We start from the raw sequence: 20,125 nt of genomic DNA, 5'->3' as shown, positions 1-20,125 counted from the left end.
TACAAAAGCTGTTTCAAATTTGAAACAGCTTTTTTTGTTTTGAGAGAATAAATTTAGTGACTCAAACAATAAAAAAAACCGCTCCTTTTTATTGGGAACGGTTTGATTTTTATTGGTTATGTTCGTACATTTTATTGTACAAATTGATAAATTTCTCTTTTATTATTTTTCTTTTCAACTTTAAAGTAGGTGTCAAAAGACCAGAATCAATACTCCATACTTCAGGGGTTAATTCAATTTTTTTGATTTTTTCCCAGTTTCCAAGATTTTCGTTGATTTTATTGATTTCTTTCTCAATTCTTTCCTTCAGTTCTTTGCTGTTGGCAATTTCTGCAGGTGTAGAACCAATGTTTAGATTGTTTCTCGCTGCCCAATTCTTTGCAAATTCAAAATCAGGTTGTACCAAGGCGCAAGGCATTTTTTCTCCGTCACCTACTACCATTATTTGTTCAATGAATTTTGAGGCTTTTGCTAAATTTTCAATAGTCTGAGGAGCAACATACTTTCCTCCGGAAGTTTTAAACATTTCCTTCTTACGGTCAGTAATTTGTAAAAAGCCGTCGCTGTCGATATGTCCTATATCTCCTGTTCTGAAATATCCGTCTTCTGTAAAGGCTTCTTTAGTCATTTCATCATTTTTAAAATAACCTTTGAAAATAGAAGGCCCTTTTACGGTAATTTCTCCGTCTTCCTGTATTTTTACATGAAGATTATCCAGTGGATGACCAACTGTTCCGACTCTCATTTTCTCAAAACTGTTTACTGAAATAACCGGGGAAGTTTCTGTTAAACCATAACCTTCCAAAATAGGAATTCCTGCATTTTGGAAAATTAAATTTAATCTTGGAGATAATGCAGCAGAACCAGAAACTAAAGTGATAATTTCTCCTCCTAAACCTTCTCTCCATTTTCTGAAAACCAGTTTGTCCGCAAGAATTTCTTGTAACCCTGATGGTTTTGAAACTTTTGTCTTTTTGGTAATAAGATTCAGAGCCCAGAAGAATATTTTTGATTTTAAACCGCCTGCAGAAGCTCCTGTATTGTAGATTTTATCATAAACTTTTTCTACTAATCTAGGAACAACAGTCATGTAATGAGGCTTTACTTCCTTTATATTTTCTCCCATTTTATCTATGCTTTCGGCAAAATAAATTGAGAAACCATTATACTGATAAAGATAGAATAACATTCTTTCAAAAATATGACATATAGGAAGGAAACTTAGTGCCTTAGAATCTTTATAATCCAAACTTTTTACTTTAGGAATTCTTGGCATAGAACCCAATACATTAGAAACAATGTTATTATGACTTAGCATAACACCTTTAGGTTTTCCGGTAGTTCCTGATGTATAAATAATTGTTGCTAAATCTTCAGTATTGATAGCTTTAGATAAATCTTCAACCTCAATTTGGGTAGAATCATCTTCACCTAAATCAAGAATTTCTTTCCAGTTTGCAGCTCCGCTTACATTATCAAAAGTAAAGATTCCTTGCAGAGAAGGGATATTATGCTTTACTTTCATTACTTTGTCTAAAAGTTCTTTATCTGAAACAAAACAATACTGGATTTCTGCATTATTAAATATAAATTCATAATCTTCAGAAGAAATAGTAGGATAAACAGGTACTGAAACTACGCCTATTTGAGATAATCCCAAGTCCATAATTGCCCATTCGGTACGGGAATTACTAGTGATTAAAGCAATTTTGTCACCTGGTTTTATTCCAAGTTTTAATAAACCTCTTGATATTTTATTTCCTTGATTTATAAATTCTTGTGTGGAGGTTTTTTTCCATTCACCCTGATATTTGGTCACAAACATATCCGCTTTTGGATACTTTTCTAAAGCATAGTGAGGTATATCAAATAATCTTTTGATTGTCATGATTTTTATTAAATAGTTAAAGGATTCTAAATATAAGCATTTTTTTTAATTGAAAAAATAATCATTAAATACTAAAATGCACGACATAGTATATTAGCCGTAATGGTATTCTATATATAGTTTAGAATTTAATATGATAATTGAAATTTGTTTAATAATATGATTTTAATTTCTGATTGTGAAGTTGTAATTCAATTTTTCAGATTTGCTCAAAAAGTGTAAATTAGCGACTATCTAATTATTAAATTTTTATGGACTTTAACTTATCAGAAGAACAGCTGATGATTCAGCAGGCAGCAAGAGATTTTGCACAAAACGAACTATTACCTGGAGTAATTGAAAGAGATCGTGATCAGAAGTTTCCTGCAGAACAGGTGAAAAAAATGGGGGAAATGGGACTTTTAGGAATGATGGTAGATCCTAAATACGGTGGAGCAGGAATGGACAGCGTTTCTTACGTTTTGGCAATGGAAGAAATTGCAAAAATAGATGCTTCTGCAGCTGTTGTAATGTCTGTAAACAATTCATTGGTTTGTGCAGGACTTGAAAAATTTGCTTCTGAAGAGCAAAAAGTAAAATATCTTACACCTCTTGCAAGCGGACAGGTAATCGGTGCTTTTGCTTTATCTGAGCCGGAAGCAGGATCTGACGCTACTTCTCAGAAAACAACTGCTGAAGATAAAGGTGATTATTATCTTTTAAATGGTATCAAAAACTGGATTACAAACGGAGGAAATGCAACTTATTATATTGTAATTGCACAGACAGATCCTGAGAAAAAACACAAAGGAATTAATGCGTTCATCGTTGAAAGAGGATGGGAAGGTTTTGAAATCGGACCAAAAGAAGATAAATTAGGAATCAGAGGAAGTGATACTCACTCTTTGATTTTCAATAACGTAAAAGTACCAAAAGAAAACAGAATCGGGGAAGATGGTTTTGGATTCAATTTTGCGATGGCTGTTTTGAACGGTGGTAGAATTGGTATTGCTTCTCAGGCTTTAGGTATTGCTTCCGGAGCTTATGAATTGGCATTAAAATATGCTAAAACAAGAAAAGCTTTCAAAACTGAAATTATCAATCATCAGGCTATTGCTTTCAAATTGGCAGATATGGCAACTCAGATTACTGCTGCGAGAATGCTTTGCTTTAAGGCAGCATGTGAAAAAGATGCAGGTAAAGATATTTCTGAAAGTGGAGCTATGGCAAAACTATATGCTTCTCAGGTTGCAATGGATACTACAATTGAAGCGGTACAAATTCATGGTGGATACGGATATGTAAAAGAATATCACGTTGAAAGATTAATGAGAGATGCGAAAATCACTCAAATTTATGAAGGTACTTCTGAAATTCAGAAAATTGTAATTTCTAGAAGTATTGCGAAATAATTTGCTCTAAAGCTACTGCTATGAAATACTTGTGGATTACTCTTGGTGTTGTTTTCTTACTTTTAGGAGTATTTGTCTGGTATAAATATTTCTTTGTTTTCGGAGAAGGAGTAAAATCCGGCTATCTGAATTATGCTATTAAAAAAGGATATGTTTTTAAAACATATGAAGGCAAACTGATTCAGGAAGGCTTCGGAAAGGGAAAAACAGGAACTATTACAAGTTATGAGTTTGAATTTTCTGTAGAAGATCCTGAAGTTTTCAAGCAATTGGAAATGAACAGTGGTAAAACTTTTGACCTTCATTATAAAGAGTACAATGGGGCTTTACCATGGAGAGGAAATACAAAGTATGTAGTAGATAAAGTAGTTAACATGAAATAAAATCAAATAAGGCTCTCGATTCGAGAGCCTTATTCTTTACCAAATCACAACTTTAATATGTTTAAAAAAAAGATTGTTTCTTTTACTTATTAATGACGGAGCAAATTTAGATATAAGTAAATGCTTAGCTATCTAAATATGATTAAAAAAATCCATCACAAGGATGGATATAATCATTTAATTTAATTAGAATCGTTATTGGGGTTGTTTTTATTTCTTTTTTTGTAGAAGTGATAGCCAATTCCGGCAATTAAGAATAATGGCCATAAAGGGAGAATGAACAGAAAGATAGAGGTAATCACATTCCAGCCTGATTCAATGGCAGCGAAAGACTTTTCACCGAAAGTTTTGGGTTCATCATCTTTTATGTAAGTGTTTTCTCCTCCATATAGGGTAATTTCTAAATCACACATCGTATTTTCTACATAATCCTGTCCGGAAACTTCAATACCTTTATTTTCAATTTCTCCAATGTTGCTAATGTCACTCATCAGATACTCAAATTTCTGAATAGGGACTTTTACTTTTATATAAGCAGTCTTGTTATTGTCGTTGGTTGTTGAAATGTTTTCACTTTTAATAAAACCATCATATTTTCTGACTTCTTCTTTTACGATTTCTTTTGCTGTTTCAGCATTATTAACTTTTAATTCTAAAGTTCCAACTTTTACGATTTTGTTTTTGGGAACATTCAATTCGTAATTTTCATTTTTAGGTTTGTCCTTGTAGACAATTTTAGTTTCCTTAATGACTTTAGGAGCTGGAACATTTACTACGATTTTCTCCTCTTTTTTGTTGGCTGAATCTTTCTTTTCAATTTTAGATTCAAATTTTGTGGATGCAATTTTGTCTGATAGAGAGTCTATGGTTTTTGAAGTTGACTCTATTTTTTCTTTGATGTTGTTTTTAGCCTCATCAAATTCCTTGATTTTAATATTTGTAGAATCTAAAACTTCATTAGCTGTTTTGTTTACAGAATTTACTGTTTCGGTTGCAATTGTAGCTATGCTGTCTGCGGATTTTATAACATCTTCAATTTTAGATTGTGTTGTTTCAGGTTTTTTACACATTATAAAAGTGCTTGATACAGCAATCAGTAATATGAACTTTTTCATGAGTTTATTTTTTTAATGAAGTAAAATTACTGTTGAAACTTCTGTAATGATTGTAAAAGAAATGTATGATTTTAGTAAAGTTTTATTTAATTGAAAATCAGATTTTTGTAAAATAAATTCGATTGTTTTACAAAAAAACAAAAAAAAACAAACAAAATGCTAATTATGAATACTTTAATGTTTACATTTGTATATCAATATTTTACTAATGAAAATAGTGTCTTTGTTAATGTTTTTATCATTTCTATTTGGAAGTGGGTTAAATTGTACAAATATGCCTGTGACAAAGAATGTCATTGAATTAAAACCAGTAATGAGAGAAAAGGATGAAGAAATGAAATTTTCAGAAGTAAGAAGATTAAATAAAGATATACATTTGGAAGAGTATATGGTTTTGCAATCTTTTGAAGAAATAGTAAAATTGTATAGTTTACTGGAAGATAAAAGGTTTTCACGTTCAGAACCAATTCCTGTACTTGCTGAGAATGAGTTTTTACTGCTGTTGAAACCCAAACTTAAAACACAATTATATGCAGATATTGAAGTAATGAGAGTTGAAGAAGAAAAATCTGTTTTAAATGTTTATTACAAAGAAATTAATAACGAAGAATATAAATTGAATAAAGAAAAAGATCCTATACTTATTCTTAAAATAGAGGGGGTAATTCCTTCAAAAGTTAAACTAATAGCTTTATGATTTTAAAAAAATAACGATTCCATGAAGAAAAAATTACTTATTGTGAGTACTTTGCTTGTATTTTATGCGGTAGGGTTTGCTCAGCAAAATAATTGGAAAAAAATTGATTCTAAAATCAATAGCGAAATTCGAGATAGTAATGTAAGAGTTACAGATTTCGCTCTTTTTACACTTAATATTAATGAAATTCAAGGTCAACTCAAAAATTTACCAGACAGTGACTTTCATTTATCCCAAAAGGGGGTGTTGCTAAAATTTCCAAATCTTAATGGAGATTATGATACCTATGAAGTTTTTGAATCGTCAACCATGCACCCAGATCTACAGAATAGATATTCTGAGATAAGATCTTATACAGGATTTAAAAAAGGTGATAAATCAACAATCTTGAAATTTACTATTGATCCGTATTTCGGTTTTAATGGTATGATTAGAAATCATAGTGGAATTTATTATATAGATTCCTATACAAAAGATAATCAGGTTTACAGAATTTATGAGAGAAAGAATGCTTCATCTCCGAATCAGTTTGAATGTCTTTTTAATGGAGAAGAAAATGAATTGAAAGAGTCTGCTGTAAATACTCAAAAAACTGTTGTTGACGGATTAAATAGAAAGTATAGATTATCTATTACAACTACAACAGAATATACTGCTTATATTGCAGGGCAGGCTGGTGTAGGTTCTGGAACAGATGCACAGAAAAAAGCGGCAGTTCTTGCGGCTGTTAACCTTGCTGTAACAAGATTAAATGAAGTTTTTGAAAGAGATATTTCCGTAAGATTGCAACTTATTGCCAATGCAGATGCTTTATTCTTTATCAGTACTGATACTTTTGATACGATGAATGCAAGTCAGATGCTTAATGAAAATATCTCGGTTACCAACAGTGTCATTGGTGCAGCCAATTATGATATTGGACATTTATTTTTTAGAGCAACTGCAGGAAATGACAATGGTTTAGCAGCAACACCTTCAATCTGTGGCAATAGTAAAGCTGGTGGAGTTACAGGTTCGGCAGTTCCTGTAGGAGATCCTTTTGTGATAGATTATGTTGCCCATGAAATGGGACATCAATTTGGGGCAAACCATACACAAAATAATGGATGTAACAGAAATACACCTACGTCTGTAGAACCAGGAAGTGCAAGTTCAATCATGGGATATGCAGGAATTTGTCCACCAAACGTACAATCGAATAGTGATGCTTATTTTCACGCAGTGAGTATAGCTGAAATGTATAACAGATTGACCTCTGGCTCAACTTCTACTTGTGGTGTTAAAACTCCAATCACTAATGCAGAACCAGTTGTGAATGCCGGGGTAGATAGAAGTATACCCAAAAGTACACCATTTGTGTTAACGGCAACAGCAACAGATGCTAATAATGATGCACTTACATATACTTGGGAGCAGACTGATACAGGAGCAGCAGCTATGCCTCCTCAACCGACTAATGCCGTAGGACCTCTTTTCAGATCTGTAATGCCTACAACCTCTCCATCAAGATATTTTCCTAGATTGTCTACTGTTCTTTCAGGATATGACCCTACCATTGTAGCTCCTGGAGATGTAAGAGCATGGGAGAAGCTTTCTTCTATAGCAAGAGATCTAAACTTTTCAGTTCTTGTGAGAGATAATAATCCGGTGGGAGGTCAGACAGGACGTGATGATATAAAACTTACCGTTGTAAATACTGCCGGTCCTTTCGTAGTTACTTCACAAAATACTGCAGGGGTTGTTTGGAATGAAGGTCAGTCATACGCAATTACCTGGGATGTTGCTAATACAACAGCTCCGCCAGTTAGTACTTCAAATGTTACAATTCTTTTATCAAAAGATGGAGGACTTACGTGGCCAACTGTTTTGGCGGCAAGCGTTCCTAACAATGGTTTGTACAATTATACGGTTCCGGGAGGACTTGGGAATATACCTAATGCAAGAATAATGGTGAAATCATTAAACAATGTATTTTACAATGTTAATCAGAAAGATTTTACTATTACGTCTTCTAGCGTTGTCGTTCCACCTGTAATAACGCCGGTAAGAGTTTATCAGGGTGTAATGATTTATCCAATACCATCATATGATGGATATGTTTACATCAAACTTGATTATCCAAGACTTAATCCTGTTGCTCCATACTCGTTCACATATACTGTTTATGCTATGGACGGAAAATTGGTGATACCTAAAAGAACGCGTCTTTTCTTTTCAGATCATTTGGAGAAAATTGATTTAACAAATTTACCTACAGAAACGTATATAATTGAAGTTGAATTATTAGGTGAAAAAATTGTTAAGAAATTATTGATGCTAAATAAATAGAACTTTAATAATTCTAAAATAGAAAACCGTTAAGCTTATATTGCTTAACGGTTTCTTTATTTTTTAATAATCTTTATGTATTAAGAATTTTGAAATTCGCTAATGAAATGTAACTTCACATTCGGGAATTTTTCTTGTGTCATATGAATGGTGAAAGATGAATCTGCTAAGAAAACAAGTTGATTATATTTATCTCTTGCTAAGAATCTTTGTTTTAATTTTGCAAATTCTTTGAATTCTTCAGATTTCTCATCTGCTTCTACCCAACAAGCTTTATGCATAGAAAGAGGCTCGTAAGAGCACTTTGCGCCGTATTCGTGCTCCAAACGATATTGGATAACTTCATACTGAAGTGCACCTACTGTTCCGATGATTTTTCTGCCGTTCATTTCAAGGGTAAATAGCTGAGCTACACCTTCGTCCATTAATTGGTCGATACCTTTTGCCAGTTGTTTTGCTTTTAAAGGATCGGTATTGTTGATATATCTGAAATGTTCAGGAGAGAAATTAGGAATTCCTTTGAAACTTAGTTTTTCACCTGCTGTCAAAGTATCACCAATTCTGAAACTTCCTGTATCATGAAGACCTACAATATCTCCAGGGAAACTCTCGTCTACAACTTCTTTTTTGTCTGCAAAGAAAGCATTCGGAGAGGAGAATTTCATTTTTTTACCTTCTCTTACCAATAGATAGTTTTCGTTTCTTTTGAAAGTTCCGGAGACTATTTTTACGAAAGCTAATCTGTCTCTGTGTTTAGGATCCATATTCGCGTGAATCTTGAAAACAAATCCTGTAAACTGAGTTTCTTCAGGTTTTACCAAGCGTGTATCACTTTCTTTTGGTTGTGGCATTGGAGCGATGTCTATGAATGCATCTAATAATTCTCTAACTCCAAAATTATTTAAAGCTGAACCAAAGAAGACAGGCTGTAAATTACCTTTCATATAATCTTCACGACTAAATTCAGGATAAACAGATTGTACCAAATCAAGCTCTTCTCTTAGAGTAATTGCTGCTTTTTCACCAATCACCTCGTCAATGGAAGAGTCGTTGATGTCATCAAACTTAATAGTATCGCCAACTTTTTGTTTTTTCTCTTCTAAGAATAACTGAATATTGTTTTCCCAGATATTATAAATTCCCTGAAAGTCACTACCCATACCGATTGGTAAAGAAAGAGGACAAACGGTTAATCCCAGTTTTTGTTCAACTTCATCCAACAAATCAAAGGCATCTTTACCTTCACGGTCAAGTTTATTAATGAAAACCAACATTGGGATATTTCTCATTCTACAAACCTGAACCAATTTTTCGGTTTGTTCCTCAACCCCTTTTGCGACATCGATTACAACGATTACGGAATCTACGGCAGTTAATGTTCTGTACGTATCTTCCGCGAAATCCTTGTGACCTGGTGTATCAAGAATATTGATTTTGTGGTTTCTGTATTCAAAAGCTAATACGGAAGTTGCCACGGAGATACCTCTTTGTCTTTCAATTTCCATGAAATCGGAAGTAGCCCCTTTTTTTATTTTATTAGATTTTACAGCTCCCGCTTCCTGAATTGCCCCTCCGAAAAGTAATAATTTTTCTGTAAGAGTGGTTTTTCCGGCATCGGGGTGAGAAATAATCCCGAAAGTTTTTCTTTTCTCTATTTCTTTGATTAAGTCTGACATATCTTATTTTGAAGTTGCAAAAATCGTGATTTTTAATGAAATCTGAAAATCTATTTAAAAGGGTTTGACGTTTTAATTTGAATGTTTAAGATTTAAAGTTTATATAACGAACCTGTTTAAACTTTTATATTTTTACCATTAAGTGTAATAAGTTGTTAAGAATATTAAGAAATTTTATGTAAAAACACTTTAAAGAATAACAAGAATGATCTTAATTACCTTAACCTCTTAATGGTTTATAAATTTTTAATAAGTTTAAACAAACTCAACTTTAGAAATTCGCAATTCTAAATTGATTTGTTCATTATTCGTAATTCAAAATAATTATCTTTGTTTCCAATAAAAAATAAAAAAGGAACATGGAAAACAGCAAATATCCGAAGTTTACATTTACATGGCTTGGTGGCTTGACTTTATTTGTAGGGTTGCTTGTCGGAACAATGATTGTTTCATTTTTTAATGTATTTTGGATGTTTACTTTCAAACAAAATCTGCAATACAAAGATTGGTTTTTCATGCTTTCCAATGCGGCAGGATTCCTTTCTGCTATTGCTTTTTTTGATTTTTTTATTGTAAGAAGAACTACAGGAAGAAAGCTTAATTTTAATTTTTCTACTACAAATTTTTATACTTATATATTAGTTTTCCCTTTAATGCTTGGGATGATGTTTATTGCTGAGTTCATTACATCTCAGATTCCTATTACAGGTCCTTTCTTTGGGGAATTTTATGAATTTTTTTCTAAGCTGATGGAGCAGTTGACGGATGATCCTGCTGTGATGATTATTACAGCAGTAATTATGGCTCCTATTTTCGAAGAAATTATTTTCAGAGGAATTATTCAGAAAGGATTGATAAATAAAGGTATAAAGCCTTGGAAGGCGATTTTATTTGCTTCCCTTATTTTTGGGCTGGTTCACGGAAATCCTTGGCAATTTGTAGGTGCGGTTTTATTGGGTTGTGTATTAGGTTTGGTATATTTTAAGACAAAATCTTTATTGTTACCAATATTATTGCATGGTTTTAATAATCTGTGTTCTACATTATTAATTACTTATACTAAAAATGAAAGTTTTGCAGAGGCTTTTAAGGTTTCTGAATGGATTATATTAGCAATCGGAATAGTGATTTTCTCTTTATTCTATTATCTTTTTACGAAGAAATATAAAGTGCATTATTCTGAAATTTAAAATAAAAGTGAAAATGAAAATGGAGTTATTGGTTGCCACGCACAATGAACACAAAAAAGAAGAAATACAGCAGATTTTAGGTGATGATTTTCTTGTGAAAAGTCTTACTGATTACAATATTCATGATGAAATTGTTGAAGATGGGGATTCTTTCAATGCTAATGCTTTAATTAAAGCTAAATATTGTTTTGAAAAAACGGGGATTCCGAGTTTGGGAGATGATAGTGGCTTGGTTGTGGAGTCTTTAGATGGAAGACCCGGCATTTTTTCGGCTCGTTATGCAGGAGATCACGATTTTGCTAAAAATATTTCAAAAGTTTTAAGTGAAATGGAGGGCATTGAAAATAGAAAGGCATATTTTATCACAGTTTTATGTTACTATGATGAGAATGGAGCAAAATATTTTGATGGCAGAGTTCACGGAAACTTATTGACGGAAAATAAAGGTTTTAAAGGGTTTGGGTATGATCCTATTTTTGTTCCGGAAGGTCATGAAATCACTTTTGCAGAAATGGAGCCTCAGGATAAAAATAAAATCAGCCATAGAAAACAGGCTCTTGACTTATTCTTAGATTTTTTAAAGGTTATTGATTAATTTAAAAAGCAAATCAACACTATTTATATAAATTTTGAAGCTTTTTGTTTTTAAAATTAAATGTGTTGTACATTTGCCATCATTATAAATTATTGATTTGAGTACTTATTTAACGATATTAGGCTTTAATTCAGCAATTCCTACGATTAATTCTTCGCCGACATCTCAGTTGTTGGAGATGGAAGAGCGACATTTTTTGATTGATTGTGGGGAAGGAACTCAGGTTCAGCTAAGAAAAGCAAAAGCGAAATTTTCCAAAATAAATCATATATTCATTTCTCATTTACATGGTGATCATTGTTTTGGTTTGCCGGGCTTGATTGCATCTTTCAGATTACTGGGAAGAGAAACGCCTTTGCATGTTTATGGTCCGAAAGGTATTAAACAAATGCTGGAAACTATTTTTACCATTACGGAAACACATCGTGGCTTTGAAGTGGTTTATCATGAGCTGGATAAAAAATACTCGGAGAAAATATATGAAGACAACAGGGTAGAAGTTTATACTATTCCGTTAGATCACAGGATTTACTGTAACGGTTATCTTTTCAAAGAAAAACCGAAAGACAGGCATTTGAATATGAAGGAAATTGCCAAATACAGCGAAATAGAAACCTGCGATTATCATAATATCAAAGCTGGAAAAGATTTTGTTTTAAGTGATGGTTATGTTCTTGAAAATAAAAAACTAACAGTTGATCCTGCTCCTTCAGTCTCTTATGCGTTTTGTAGTGATACGAGATATTTGGAAAGCGTAATTCCTATTGTGAAAAATGCTACTGTGATGTATCATGAATCTACATTTTTGCATGATTTGAAAGAAATGGCAGATTATACAGGTCATACAACAGCTTTGGAGGCTGCAACAATTGCTCAAAAAGCGCAGGTCGGAAAATTAATTTTAGGACATTTTTCTAATAGATATGCAGATTTAACAGTATTTACGGATGAGGCAAGAAGTATTTTCCCGAATACGTTTTTGCCAAAAGCACTGGAAGCTGTAAAAATTTAGATTTCTTATGTTGGAGTTTGAAGATTTAAGAAGTTTTCTGGATGAAAAAGCAGAGCAGTATAATCATCCTGAGTTTATAGAAAATGATCCTATACAGATTCCGCATCGTTTTTCTTTACAACAAGATATAGAAATTTCAGGTTTTTTGACGGCAACGATTTCATGGGGAAATAGAAAATCAATCATAAAATCTGCCGAAAAAATGCTTGATATTATGGGGAATTCACCTTATGATTTTGTTTTAAATCATTCTGAAAAAGATGTAAAGGAAATTCAGAATAAAAGCATTCACAGAACTTTTAACGGAGAAGATTTTACTTATTTTATTAAACAATTTAATAGGATATATAATGAAAATAAAAGTCTGGAAGATTTATTCAAAGTAAATGATTCAGAGACCAATTTTCAACATGCGATTGAACGTTTTAGAAATAATTTTCTACAAACAGAAAAACACAGAAGTCATAAACATGTAAGTTCTCCTTACAAAAATTCTTCCGCGAAAAGAATTATTATGTTTCTTCGATGGATGGTTCGTAAAGATAAGCATGGGGTAGATTTTGGGATATGGAAAAATATTGATCAGAAATATTTGTCGATTCCTTTAGATGTGCATACGGGAAATATTTCGAGAAAATTAGAACTTATTTCAAGAACACAAAACGATTGGAAAACTGTTGAAGAGTTGGATGTTGCAATAAGAAAATTTGATGATAGAGATCCCGCAAAATACGATTTTGCATTATTTGGATTAGGTGTGACTAAAGAATTTTAAAAAACTATGGCAAGAGATAAAAACAAAGTAGAAAAAATAAAGCATTTAGAAAAAATTGCAGATAAGATTACTTGGTGGATTGGTTCTATACCATCACTTATTGCTCATAGTTTGATATTTATGATATCATTTCTGCTACCAGTTGCAGGTATTGTAGAATTTGATAAAATGCTGCTCATTCTTACAACAGTTTTATCATTAGAAGCTATTTACTTGGCTATTTTTATTCAAATGGCTGTTAATAGAAGTCACGAAAAAATTGAAGATATTCAGGAAGATATTGAAGAAATTAGTGAAGATATCGAAGACATCCAAGAAGATATTGAGGAGATTAGTGAGGATATTGAAGAAATCAGTGAAGATATCGAGGAAATTAATGAGGACATTGAGGATATTCAAGAAGATATTGAGGAAATTAATGATGAAGATGATGATGAAGACCACAGTGAGAGAGCCAAGAACGTTATGTTAAAGAGCAATGTAAGCTCTAATAAAAATGAAATCAAAGTTTTGAAAGACAAAATTAGTGAACTTCAAAATATGATAGATAATCTTAAAAAGGAATAATATTTTAAATCCCTTCTTAATCAAAAAAAAATCTAAAGATGAATAGACTGTATTTTTTGAAAAACATAGAATAATTTATCTGATATAAAAAAAAGACTGGTTATTAATTAGTCTTTTTTTTATTGACATAGATCAAATTTGTATATATGTTGATGTTGTAAATTGTATTATTGTTAATAATAATGTGATTTGCTAATGATTTGATTAAAAAAAATAGTATTTTTGGATAAATAACAATTACAAAATGTTAAATTATAGACTAAAAAACTACTTTTTATCCTTATTGACTTTGGCTGTTTCTACATCAGCTTTTTCTCAAAGGAAAGCACCTAAAAACATTGTAACTTCTATAAATAACAAAGCTGGAGTTTTTATAGATGTAAACGCCACGGGCTATACTCCATCTACTTATAGTGCAGAACAACTTGTAAAAGATATCCTTATTAATGGAGGTTCAGCCTGTTCGGTACCGAATGTAACGAATGTAACGGTAACTCCTACTCAAGCGGTTAGTGACAATAATAGATTTTGGGGCTATTTTCATAAAGGAACTACAAACTTTCCTTTTACGGACGGTATTGTCCTGACTACAGGATATGCCAGACAGGCAGGAAATGTTGCTTCTGCTGTGAGTACTGCAGTTACAGGTGCCGGAATTAATGATCCTGATTTACTTGCTGCCGTTCCTAACCCCGACCCTAATTATGATTACAAAGATAATGTAATGCTGGAGTTTGATTTTGTGCCGAATTCCAATCAGGTGAAATTTAATTATCTCTTTGCTTCTGAAGAATATACAGGAAATTATCCGTGTCAATATTCAGATGCATTTGCTTTATTAATTAGACCTGTAAGTGGAGGTCCTTATGTAAATGTAGCTGTTTTACCGGGAGGAGCTGGGCCTGTAAGTATGACTAATATTCATGGAAGTACACAAGCAAATGGTTCAACATTATCTTGTCCTGCTATAAATGAAACTTATTTTGCAGGATATAATTCTTCTTCTAATATTGTTACAAACTATGAAGGTAGAACAATTCCTCTGACTGCAATTGCTGATGTCACTCCTGGTGTTGCTTATCATTTCAAGATGGTTTTATCAGACTACAGAGATACTGGTTATGATTCTGCTGTATTTATTGAAGGAGGCTCTTTCGATATAGGTATCAAAATTGTTGATGGTAGTGGAGCTGTTCTGCCTAATGAAGTGAAGATGTGTGATAATACACCACAGACATTGGTCGCTCAGGTTAGTACTGTTGCTGGGATGACTTTTCAATGGTATAAAAATGATGTATTGATTAATGGAGCTACTACTGGAACTTATGTTGCAACCTCTCCAGGAGTTTATGAAGTAAAAGTTTCTGTGCCGGGAAATAATTGCCCAGGTTCTGCTGTAATTACTATAGTAGGTGGTACAACGCCTACTGCACAAAATGCAACAATGAAACTTTGTGCTACTCCAACTAATAATACATTTAATTTAAACGATGCTAAACCACAAATTAGTACAACTCAAGGTGCGGTATTTCGTTTTTATCCGACTCAGGCAGGAGCACAGGCTCAGGATAATACCTTTATTCCTGAAGCTAACTTAGCAAATTACAACGGAACTGACGGACAGGTTTTATATGTAGTAGTCACAGATGGTGCGTTTTGTAGTAAAATGGTTACTTTAACTTTAAATAAAGAAGATCTTCCGATAGCACAGGTAAGTGCTCCGAGATTAAGAATTTGTTCTGGTGAATCTGTTGTGTTAACAGCTTCGGGTGGTGTGACTTACCAATGGGGGGATACATCCAATACAGGTGCTGTAAGAACAGTTAGTCCTACTCAAACTACTACATATACTGTTTATGCAATTGGTGCTCAAAACTGTAAATCTGCTCAACCTGCAACCATTACGATTGAAGTTGTTCCGGCTCTTGTTTCTAATTTAAAAGGAGGAATGATTTGTGAAGGTGATCAGATTACTTTAGATGCAGGTCAGGGTCCAAATTATACTTACATCTGGAATACAGGAGATACATCTCAGACAATAAGTGTAAATACTCCGGGTACATATACTGTTACTATTACTAATGGTGTTTGTACAAAAGATTATACAACTAAAGTAGTAAGAGCTATCATTCCAGAAATTATTAATGTTGATTATAAAGATAATGGTGTGATGACGATTACAGCTAGTAATCCAAGTAACGGACCCCTTGAATATTCTATTGATAATGGGTTAACATGGCATAATTCTAACGTATTTACAAACGTTCCAAAGAATACTGTCATTTCTATCAGGGTGAGAGTGAAATTTACCAGCTGTGTCAGCTTTGTTGAATATTTCACCTTTGTGATGCAAAATGTTATTACTCCAAATGGAGATAATGTAAATGATATTATTGATTTCAGAGGAGTGAGTGATTATAAAGATTTTAAAGGAGTGATTTTTGATCGTTACGGAAAAGAAGTTTTCAAGGCTAGTTCATTGACCCCTTATTGGGATGGATATTTCCAAGGAAAACGTCTTCCTACAGCTTCTTATTGGTATCAGGTTACTTTTGAAGATCCTGCGAGTAAACAACTGGTTGTAAAAACAGGCTGGATTTTATTAAAAAATATTGAATAATTAAATAAATTCAAATATTAAAAAAGACTGACGATTTGTTGGTCTTTTTTTGTTTAGTATTTAAAAACGAAATTGATATTTAAATGTAAATAAATAAATATTGCAAATAATGCATTTTGTTTAAAATTGAATTTCAATCAAAAAAAATAGTATTTTTGTTTAAAATAATATAAAATGTTAAATAGGAGGACAGGAAGTTTATTTTTGGCTTTATTTCTGGCTTTTATAAGTAATTTTGTTTTTTCTCAAAACAGAAAGAACGGTAGTCTTAATAGAGCTACACCATCTACAATGAAAGCGGGAGCCTTTATAGATGTTAATACTGCGGCTTATCCGGAATCTGGATACAATATTACTCAATTGATAAAAGACGTTCTCATTACGGGAGGTTCTACATGTACAAGTGCTAATGTAAGTAATGTTGCTGTTTCTCCTAATTTATCAGCAAGTGACCAGGGAAGAAGTTGGGGTTTTTTTAATAAAGGAACAACTGCTTTTCCGTTTGAAAAAGGGATTGTTCTTACTACAGGACATGCCAGAAAATCGGGAAATGCTTTTCAGGCTGGCCAATTAAATGACGGACTTACAACAAGTGGTGATACAGATCTTGCCACAGCTCTTGGAGTTCCTAATAGTGAATTGCACGATGCTACTTATATCGAGTTTGATTTTATACCGACTTCTACAGAGGTTACTTTCAGATATATTTTTGCTTCAGAAGAGTACGAAGGAAACTTTCCTTGTACAATAGGGGATGGTTTTGCGTTATTGTTACGACCTGCTTCTGGAGGACCTTATACAAACCTCGCGGTTTTACCTGGGGGAGCAGGTCCTGTAAGTGTTACCAATATTCACCCTTCTACAAAATTTGATGGCGGTCCGCTTAACTGTGCTGCGGCAAACCCTACCTATTTCGGAGGTTATAATACAACAAATATTCAGACAAATTTTAGTGGTCGTACAATTCCGCTAACTGCGAAAGCTACTGTTGTGCCGGGACAGACGTATCATTTCAAAATGGTTTTGGCTGATTATCAGGATTCAAACTATGATTCAGGTGTTTTCTTGGAGGCGGGATCATTTAATATTGGAGTTAAAATTTTAGATCCTGCTGGAGTTGAGCTTCCCCCATCGATTAATGTTTGTGATAATGCACCACAGACTTTTACAGCTTCTGTACAGGGTTCAGGGGCAACTTATCAGTGGTTTCAGGGTACAACTCCTATTCCGGGAGCAACAGGAGCGAGTTATACAGCTACAGCACCGGGATTATATACTGTTCAAGTTCTTTTACCTGGAAATACTTGTCCCGGAACGGCAAGCGTAACCATTGTAGGAGGGACTTCTCCAACTGTACAAAATGCTACATTAACGGCTTGTTATAATGCAGGAAATACTGTTTTTGATTTAACTTCGGCTCAAGCGTCAATAAGTACAACACCAGGAGCTGCATTTTCATATTATGTCAATCAGGCAGATGCTTTAGCAGGAAATGGAAACACAATTGCTACTCCTACTGCATATTCAAGTGCTGGTAATCAAACAATTTATGTATTAGTTAAAAATGGATTTTGTTCAAAAGTAGCACAGCTTCAACTTGTAAAAGCTCCTCAAATGACAGCTTCTATTGTTCAGCCAACAGTGTTGACTTGTGCAAACTCACAGATAACTTTAGATGCAACTGCTTCAACTTATCCTGCAGGTTCTACATTTAACTGGACGACAACTGGTGGAAATATTGTTTCGGGAGCCAATACTTTGAACCCTGTAGTGAATGCAGCAGGGACTTATACTTTGACGATATCAAATACATATCAACCTGGAAATGTAACATGTACAACTTCAGGAACTGTAACTGTAACAGGAGATAGTGCTCCACCAACAACGGGCTTGACTGCGAGTAAAATACTAATTTGTGCTGGAGAATCTGTTGTGCTAACAGCTTCAGGAGGTACGACTTATAATTGGGTAGGGTTACCGGGAACAGGAAGTACTCAAACTGTAACACCTACAACTACGACGACTTATACAGTGACGGCTGTAGGCGCAAATGGATGCGTTTCTCAAACCCCTGCAACTATCACAATTGAAGTTTCTCAACCTATAACAGTACAAAATGCTTCAATACTAAAATGTTATCAACAAGGCGGAAATTCATATGATTTGACATCTGCAGAACCACAAATTACAACACCGGCACCTGGGATTACTTTTGCTTATTACGTAAATCAGGCAGATGCTTTGGCAGGAAATGCAAATACAATTGGAACTCCTTTGGCGTATGTGAGTCCTGGAAATCAAACAATTTATGTTTTAGTAAAAAACGGAGGCTGTAGCTATGTTGTGAACCTACAGTTATTAAAAACAGAGGAAACGACTTTAACGATTGCTAATCCACAAACGATTACTTGTACAACAGCTCAGGTTACATTAAATGCTTCTGCTTCTGTGATTCCTGCTGGTTCTACAATTCAATGGACTACAACAGGAGGGAACATTGTTTCAGGTGCTAATACTCTCAATCCGGTAGTAAATGCGGGCGGAACATATACATTAACAGTTACAAATGTAACTCAACCACAAAACTTAACTTGTACCTATACAGCAAATGTAACTGTGATTGAAGATAAAGTAAATCCTGTAACTACATTGACTGCTTCTCATGCTCAAATTTGTCCTGGAGAATCTGTTACATTAACAGCTTCTGGCGGTGCTACATATACTTGGGTTGGTTTGCCTGGGACAGGAAATACTCAGACAGTATCACCGGCTACAACAACAACTTATACAGTAACAGCAATTGGTGCAAATGGTTGTGTTTCTACTACTCCTGCAACAGTAACTGTGGTCGTTGGTCCTCCGGTTGCAATACTAGCGGCCTCAAAAACAAAAATTTGTGCTGGAGAATCTGTTACTTTAACGGCGAGTGGTGGTATTACTTATGAATGGGTTGGAATGACAGGTAATGGAAGTACACAAGTTGTAACACCTGCAACTACTACCACTTATTCTGTTTTTGCTCTGGGTGGAAACGGCTGTAAAGTAAACACTCCAACATCAATTACCATTGAGGTTGTTCCTGCAATTGAATCTACGCTACAAGATGTTTATGTTTGTGTTGGTGATTTTGGGATTTTAGATGCAGGAGCAGGTCCTAATTATACTTATGTTTGGAGTAATGGAGCTACAACACAGACAATTTCTACAAATATTCCTGGAACTTATTCTGTGACAATCAGTAATGGAGTTTGCTCAAAAGTATTTTCAGCTCAGCTTTTAAATCCGGATTTACCTCAATTTACGAATGTTACATATGAAAATCATGTCCTTACAATCACCGCTTCTAACCCTACAGGTGGAGCTTTAGAGTATTCTATTGATGGAGGTGTTACCTGGCAGGTATCTAACGTGTTTTATAATGTTTTAGATAATACAAATTACAATTTAGTGGTAAGGGTAGTGGGGGCAAAATGTAGTACGTCTATAGATTATTTTACATTTGTTGTGAAGAATGTTATCACACCTAATTTTGATGGTGTTAATGACGAAATAGATTTTACAGGAATCAGTACTTATAATAATTTTGCAGCTTCTATTTTTGATAGGTATGGAGCGGAAGTATTTAAAGCTTCAAAAGGGAATACTGTTTGGAGAGGTTCTTTAAAAGGTCTTAATCTTCCTACGGCAACGTATTGGTATAAGGTTCAGTGGGAAAACCCTGCAAGTAAAAAATTAGAACTTCGTTCTAGTTGGATATTGCTTAAGAATAGAGATTAATAATCAATAAAACGAAAACCTTCCTGAATTTGGAAGGTTTTTTGTTTTTTTGATATAAAAAAGTGAAATATATATATGATATATTCAAAAAAAAATTAAATTTGTTGAAAC

14 protein-coding genes are annotated in these 20,125 nt (G+C 33.5%); 11 read left to right on the top strand and 3 right to left on the bottom strand.

The genetic code is table 11. The annotated features are described in order from the left end of the window. Window positions 1-109 precede the first annotated feature (109 nt). Window positions 110-1,888, bottom strand: a complete 1,779-nt coding sequence (locus OH806_RS07855; protein WP_264743128.1) for an AMP-dependent synthetase/ligase — start codon at window positions 1,886-1,888, stop codon at window positions 110-112. Between the two features lie 251 nt (window positions 1,889-2,139). On the opposite strand from OH806_RS07855, the gene OH806_RS07850 reads away from it, so the two are divergent. Both OH806_RS07850 and OH806_RS07845 read left to right on the top strand, forming a co-directional pair. Continuing rightward, window positions 2,140-3,279, top strand: a complete 1,140-nt coding sequence (locus OH806_RS07850; protein ID WP_264743127.1) for an acyl-CoA dehydrogenase — start codon at window positions 2,140-2,142, stop codon at window positions 3,277-3,279. Window positions 3,280-3,299: 20 nt separating this feature from the next. Then, on the top strand, window positions 3,300-3,662 hold the full coding sequence (locus OH806_RS07845) for a hypothetical protein (RefSeq protein ID WP_264743126.1): 363 nt from the start codon (window positions 3,300-3,302) through the stop codon (window positions 3,660-3,662). Window positions 3,663-3,844: 182 nt separating this feature from the next. On the opposite strand, the gene OH806_RS07840 is transcribed toward OH806_RS07845, so the two are convergent. Further along, the gene (locus OH806_RS07840) at window positions 3,845-4,777 is read right to left on the bottom strand and encodes a DUF4349 domain-containing protein (RefSeq protein ID WP_264743125.1); all 933 of its coding nucleotides are present in this window, start codon (window positions 4,775-4,777) and stop codon (window positions 3,845-3,847) included. A gap of 274 nt (window positions 4,778-5,051) precedes the next feature. On the opposite strand from OH806_RS07840, the gene OH806_RS07835 reads away from it, so the two are divergent. Both OH806_RS07835 and OH806_RS07830 read left to right on the top strand, forming a co-directional pair. Beyond that, window positions 5,052-5,474, top strand: a complete 423-nt coding sequence (locus OH806_RS07835) for a hypothetical protein (RefSeq protein WP_264743124.1) — start codon at window positions 5,052-5,054, stop codon at window positions 5,472-5,474. 21 nt (window positions 5,475-5,495) lie between these two features. Next, window positions 5,496-7,802, top strand: a complete 2,307-nt coding sequence (locus OH806_RS07830; protein WP_264743123.1) for a reprolysin-like metallopeptidase — start codon at window positions 5,496-5,498, stop codon at window positions 7,800-7,802. Window positions 7,803-7,882: 80 nt separating this feature from the next. Here OH806_RS07830 and OH806_RS07825 read toward each other — a convergent pair whose 3' ends face one another. After that, entirely contained in the window at window positions 7,883-9,478 is a 1,596-nt protein-coding gene (locus OH806_RS07825; protein ID WP_264743122.1) for a peptide chain release factor 3, read from the bottom strand. Window positions 9,479-9,837: 359 nt separating this feature from the next. Between OH806_RS07825 and OH806_RS07820 the strand changes: the two genes are divergently transcribed. The 7 genes from OH806_RS07820 (at window position 9,838) to OH806_RS07790 (ending at window position 20,014) form a co-directional block, all read left to right on the top strand. Then, entirely contained in the window at window positions 9,838-10,668 is an 831-nt protein-coding gene (locus OH806_RS07820) for a CPBP family intramembrane glutamic endopeptidase (RefSeq protein WP_264743121.1), read from the top strand. A gap of 13 nt (window positions 10,669-10,681) precedes the next feature. Beyond that, on the top strand, window positions 10,682-11,263 hold the full coding sequence (gene rdgB / locus OH806_RS07815) for an RdgB/HAM1 family non-canonical purine NTP pyrophosphatase (protein ID WP_264743120.1): 582 nt from the start codon (window positions 10,682-10,684) through the stop codon (window positions 11,261-11,263). Between the two features lie 97 nt (window positions 11,264-11,360). Continuing rightward, the gene (locus OH806_RS07810; RefSeq protein ID WP_264743119.1) at window positions 11,361-12,275 is read left to right on the top strand and encodes a ribonuclease Z; all 915 of its coding nucleotides are present in this window, start codon (window positions 11,361-11,363) and stop codon (window positions 12,273-12,275) included. Between the two features lie 10 nt (window positions 12,276-12,285). After that, window positions 12,286-13,050 carry a TIGR02757 family protein gene (locus tag OH806_RS07805; RefSeq protein ID WP_264743469.1) on the top strand — a complete coding sequence of 255 codons (765 nt, stop codon included), beginning with the start codon at window positions 12,286-12,288 and terminating at the stop codon, window positions 13,048-13,050. 6 nt (window positions 13,051-13,056) lie between these two features. After that, complete coding sequence (locus tag OH806_RS07800; protein WP_264743118.1) at window positions 13,057-13,617, top strand: DUF1003 domain-containing protein; 561 nt, start codon at window positions 13,057-13,059, stop codon at window positions 13,615-13,617. Window positions 13,618-13,861: 244 nt separating this feature from the next. After that, entirely contained in the window at window positions 13,862-16,237 is a 2,376-nt protein-coding gene (locus OH806_RS07795) for a choice-of-anchor L domain-containing protein (protein ID WP_264743117.1), read from the top strand. Between the two features lie 174 nt (window positions 16,238-16,411). Continuing rightward, window positions 16,412-20,014 (top strand): choice-of-anchor L domain-containing protein, encoded by a 3,603-nt coding sequence (locus tag OH806_RS07790; RefSeq protein ID WP_264743116.1) that lies wholly within the window; start codon window positions 16,412-16,414, stop codon window positions 20,012-20,014. Window positions 20,015-20,125: the final 111 nt, after the last annotated feature.

The sequence above is a fragment of the Chryseobacterium oryctis genome (assembly GCF_025971925.1).
Classification (GTDB): Bacteria; Bacteroidota; Bacteroidia; order Flavobacteriales; family Weeksellaceae; genus Chryseobacterium; species Chryseobacterium oryctis.
Note: the sequence above shows the minus strand (reverse complement) of the source record. Positions and strands in the feature narration are given on the sequence as shown.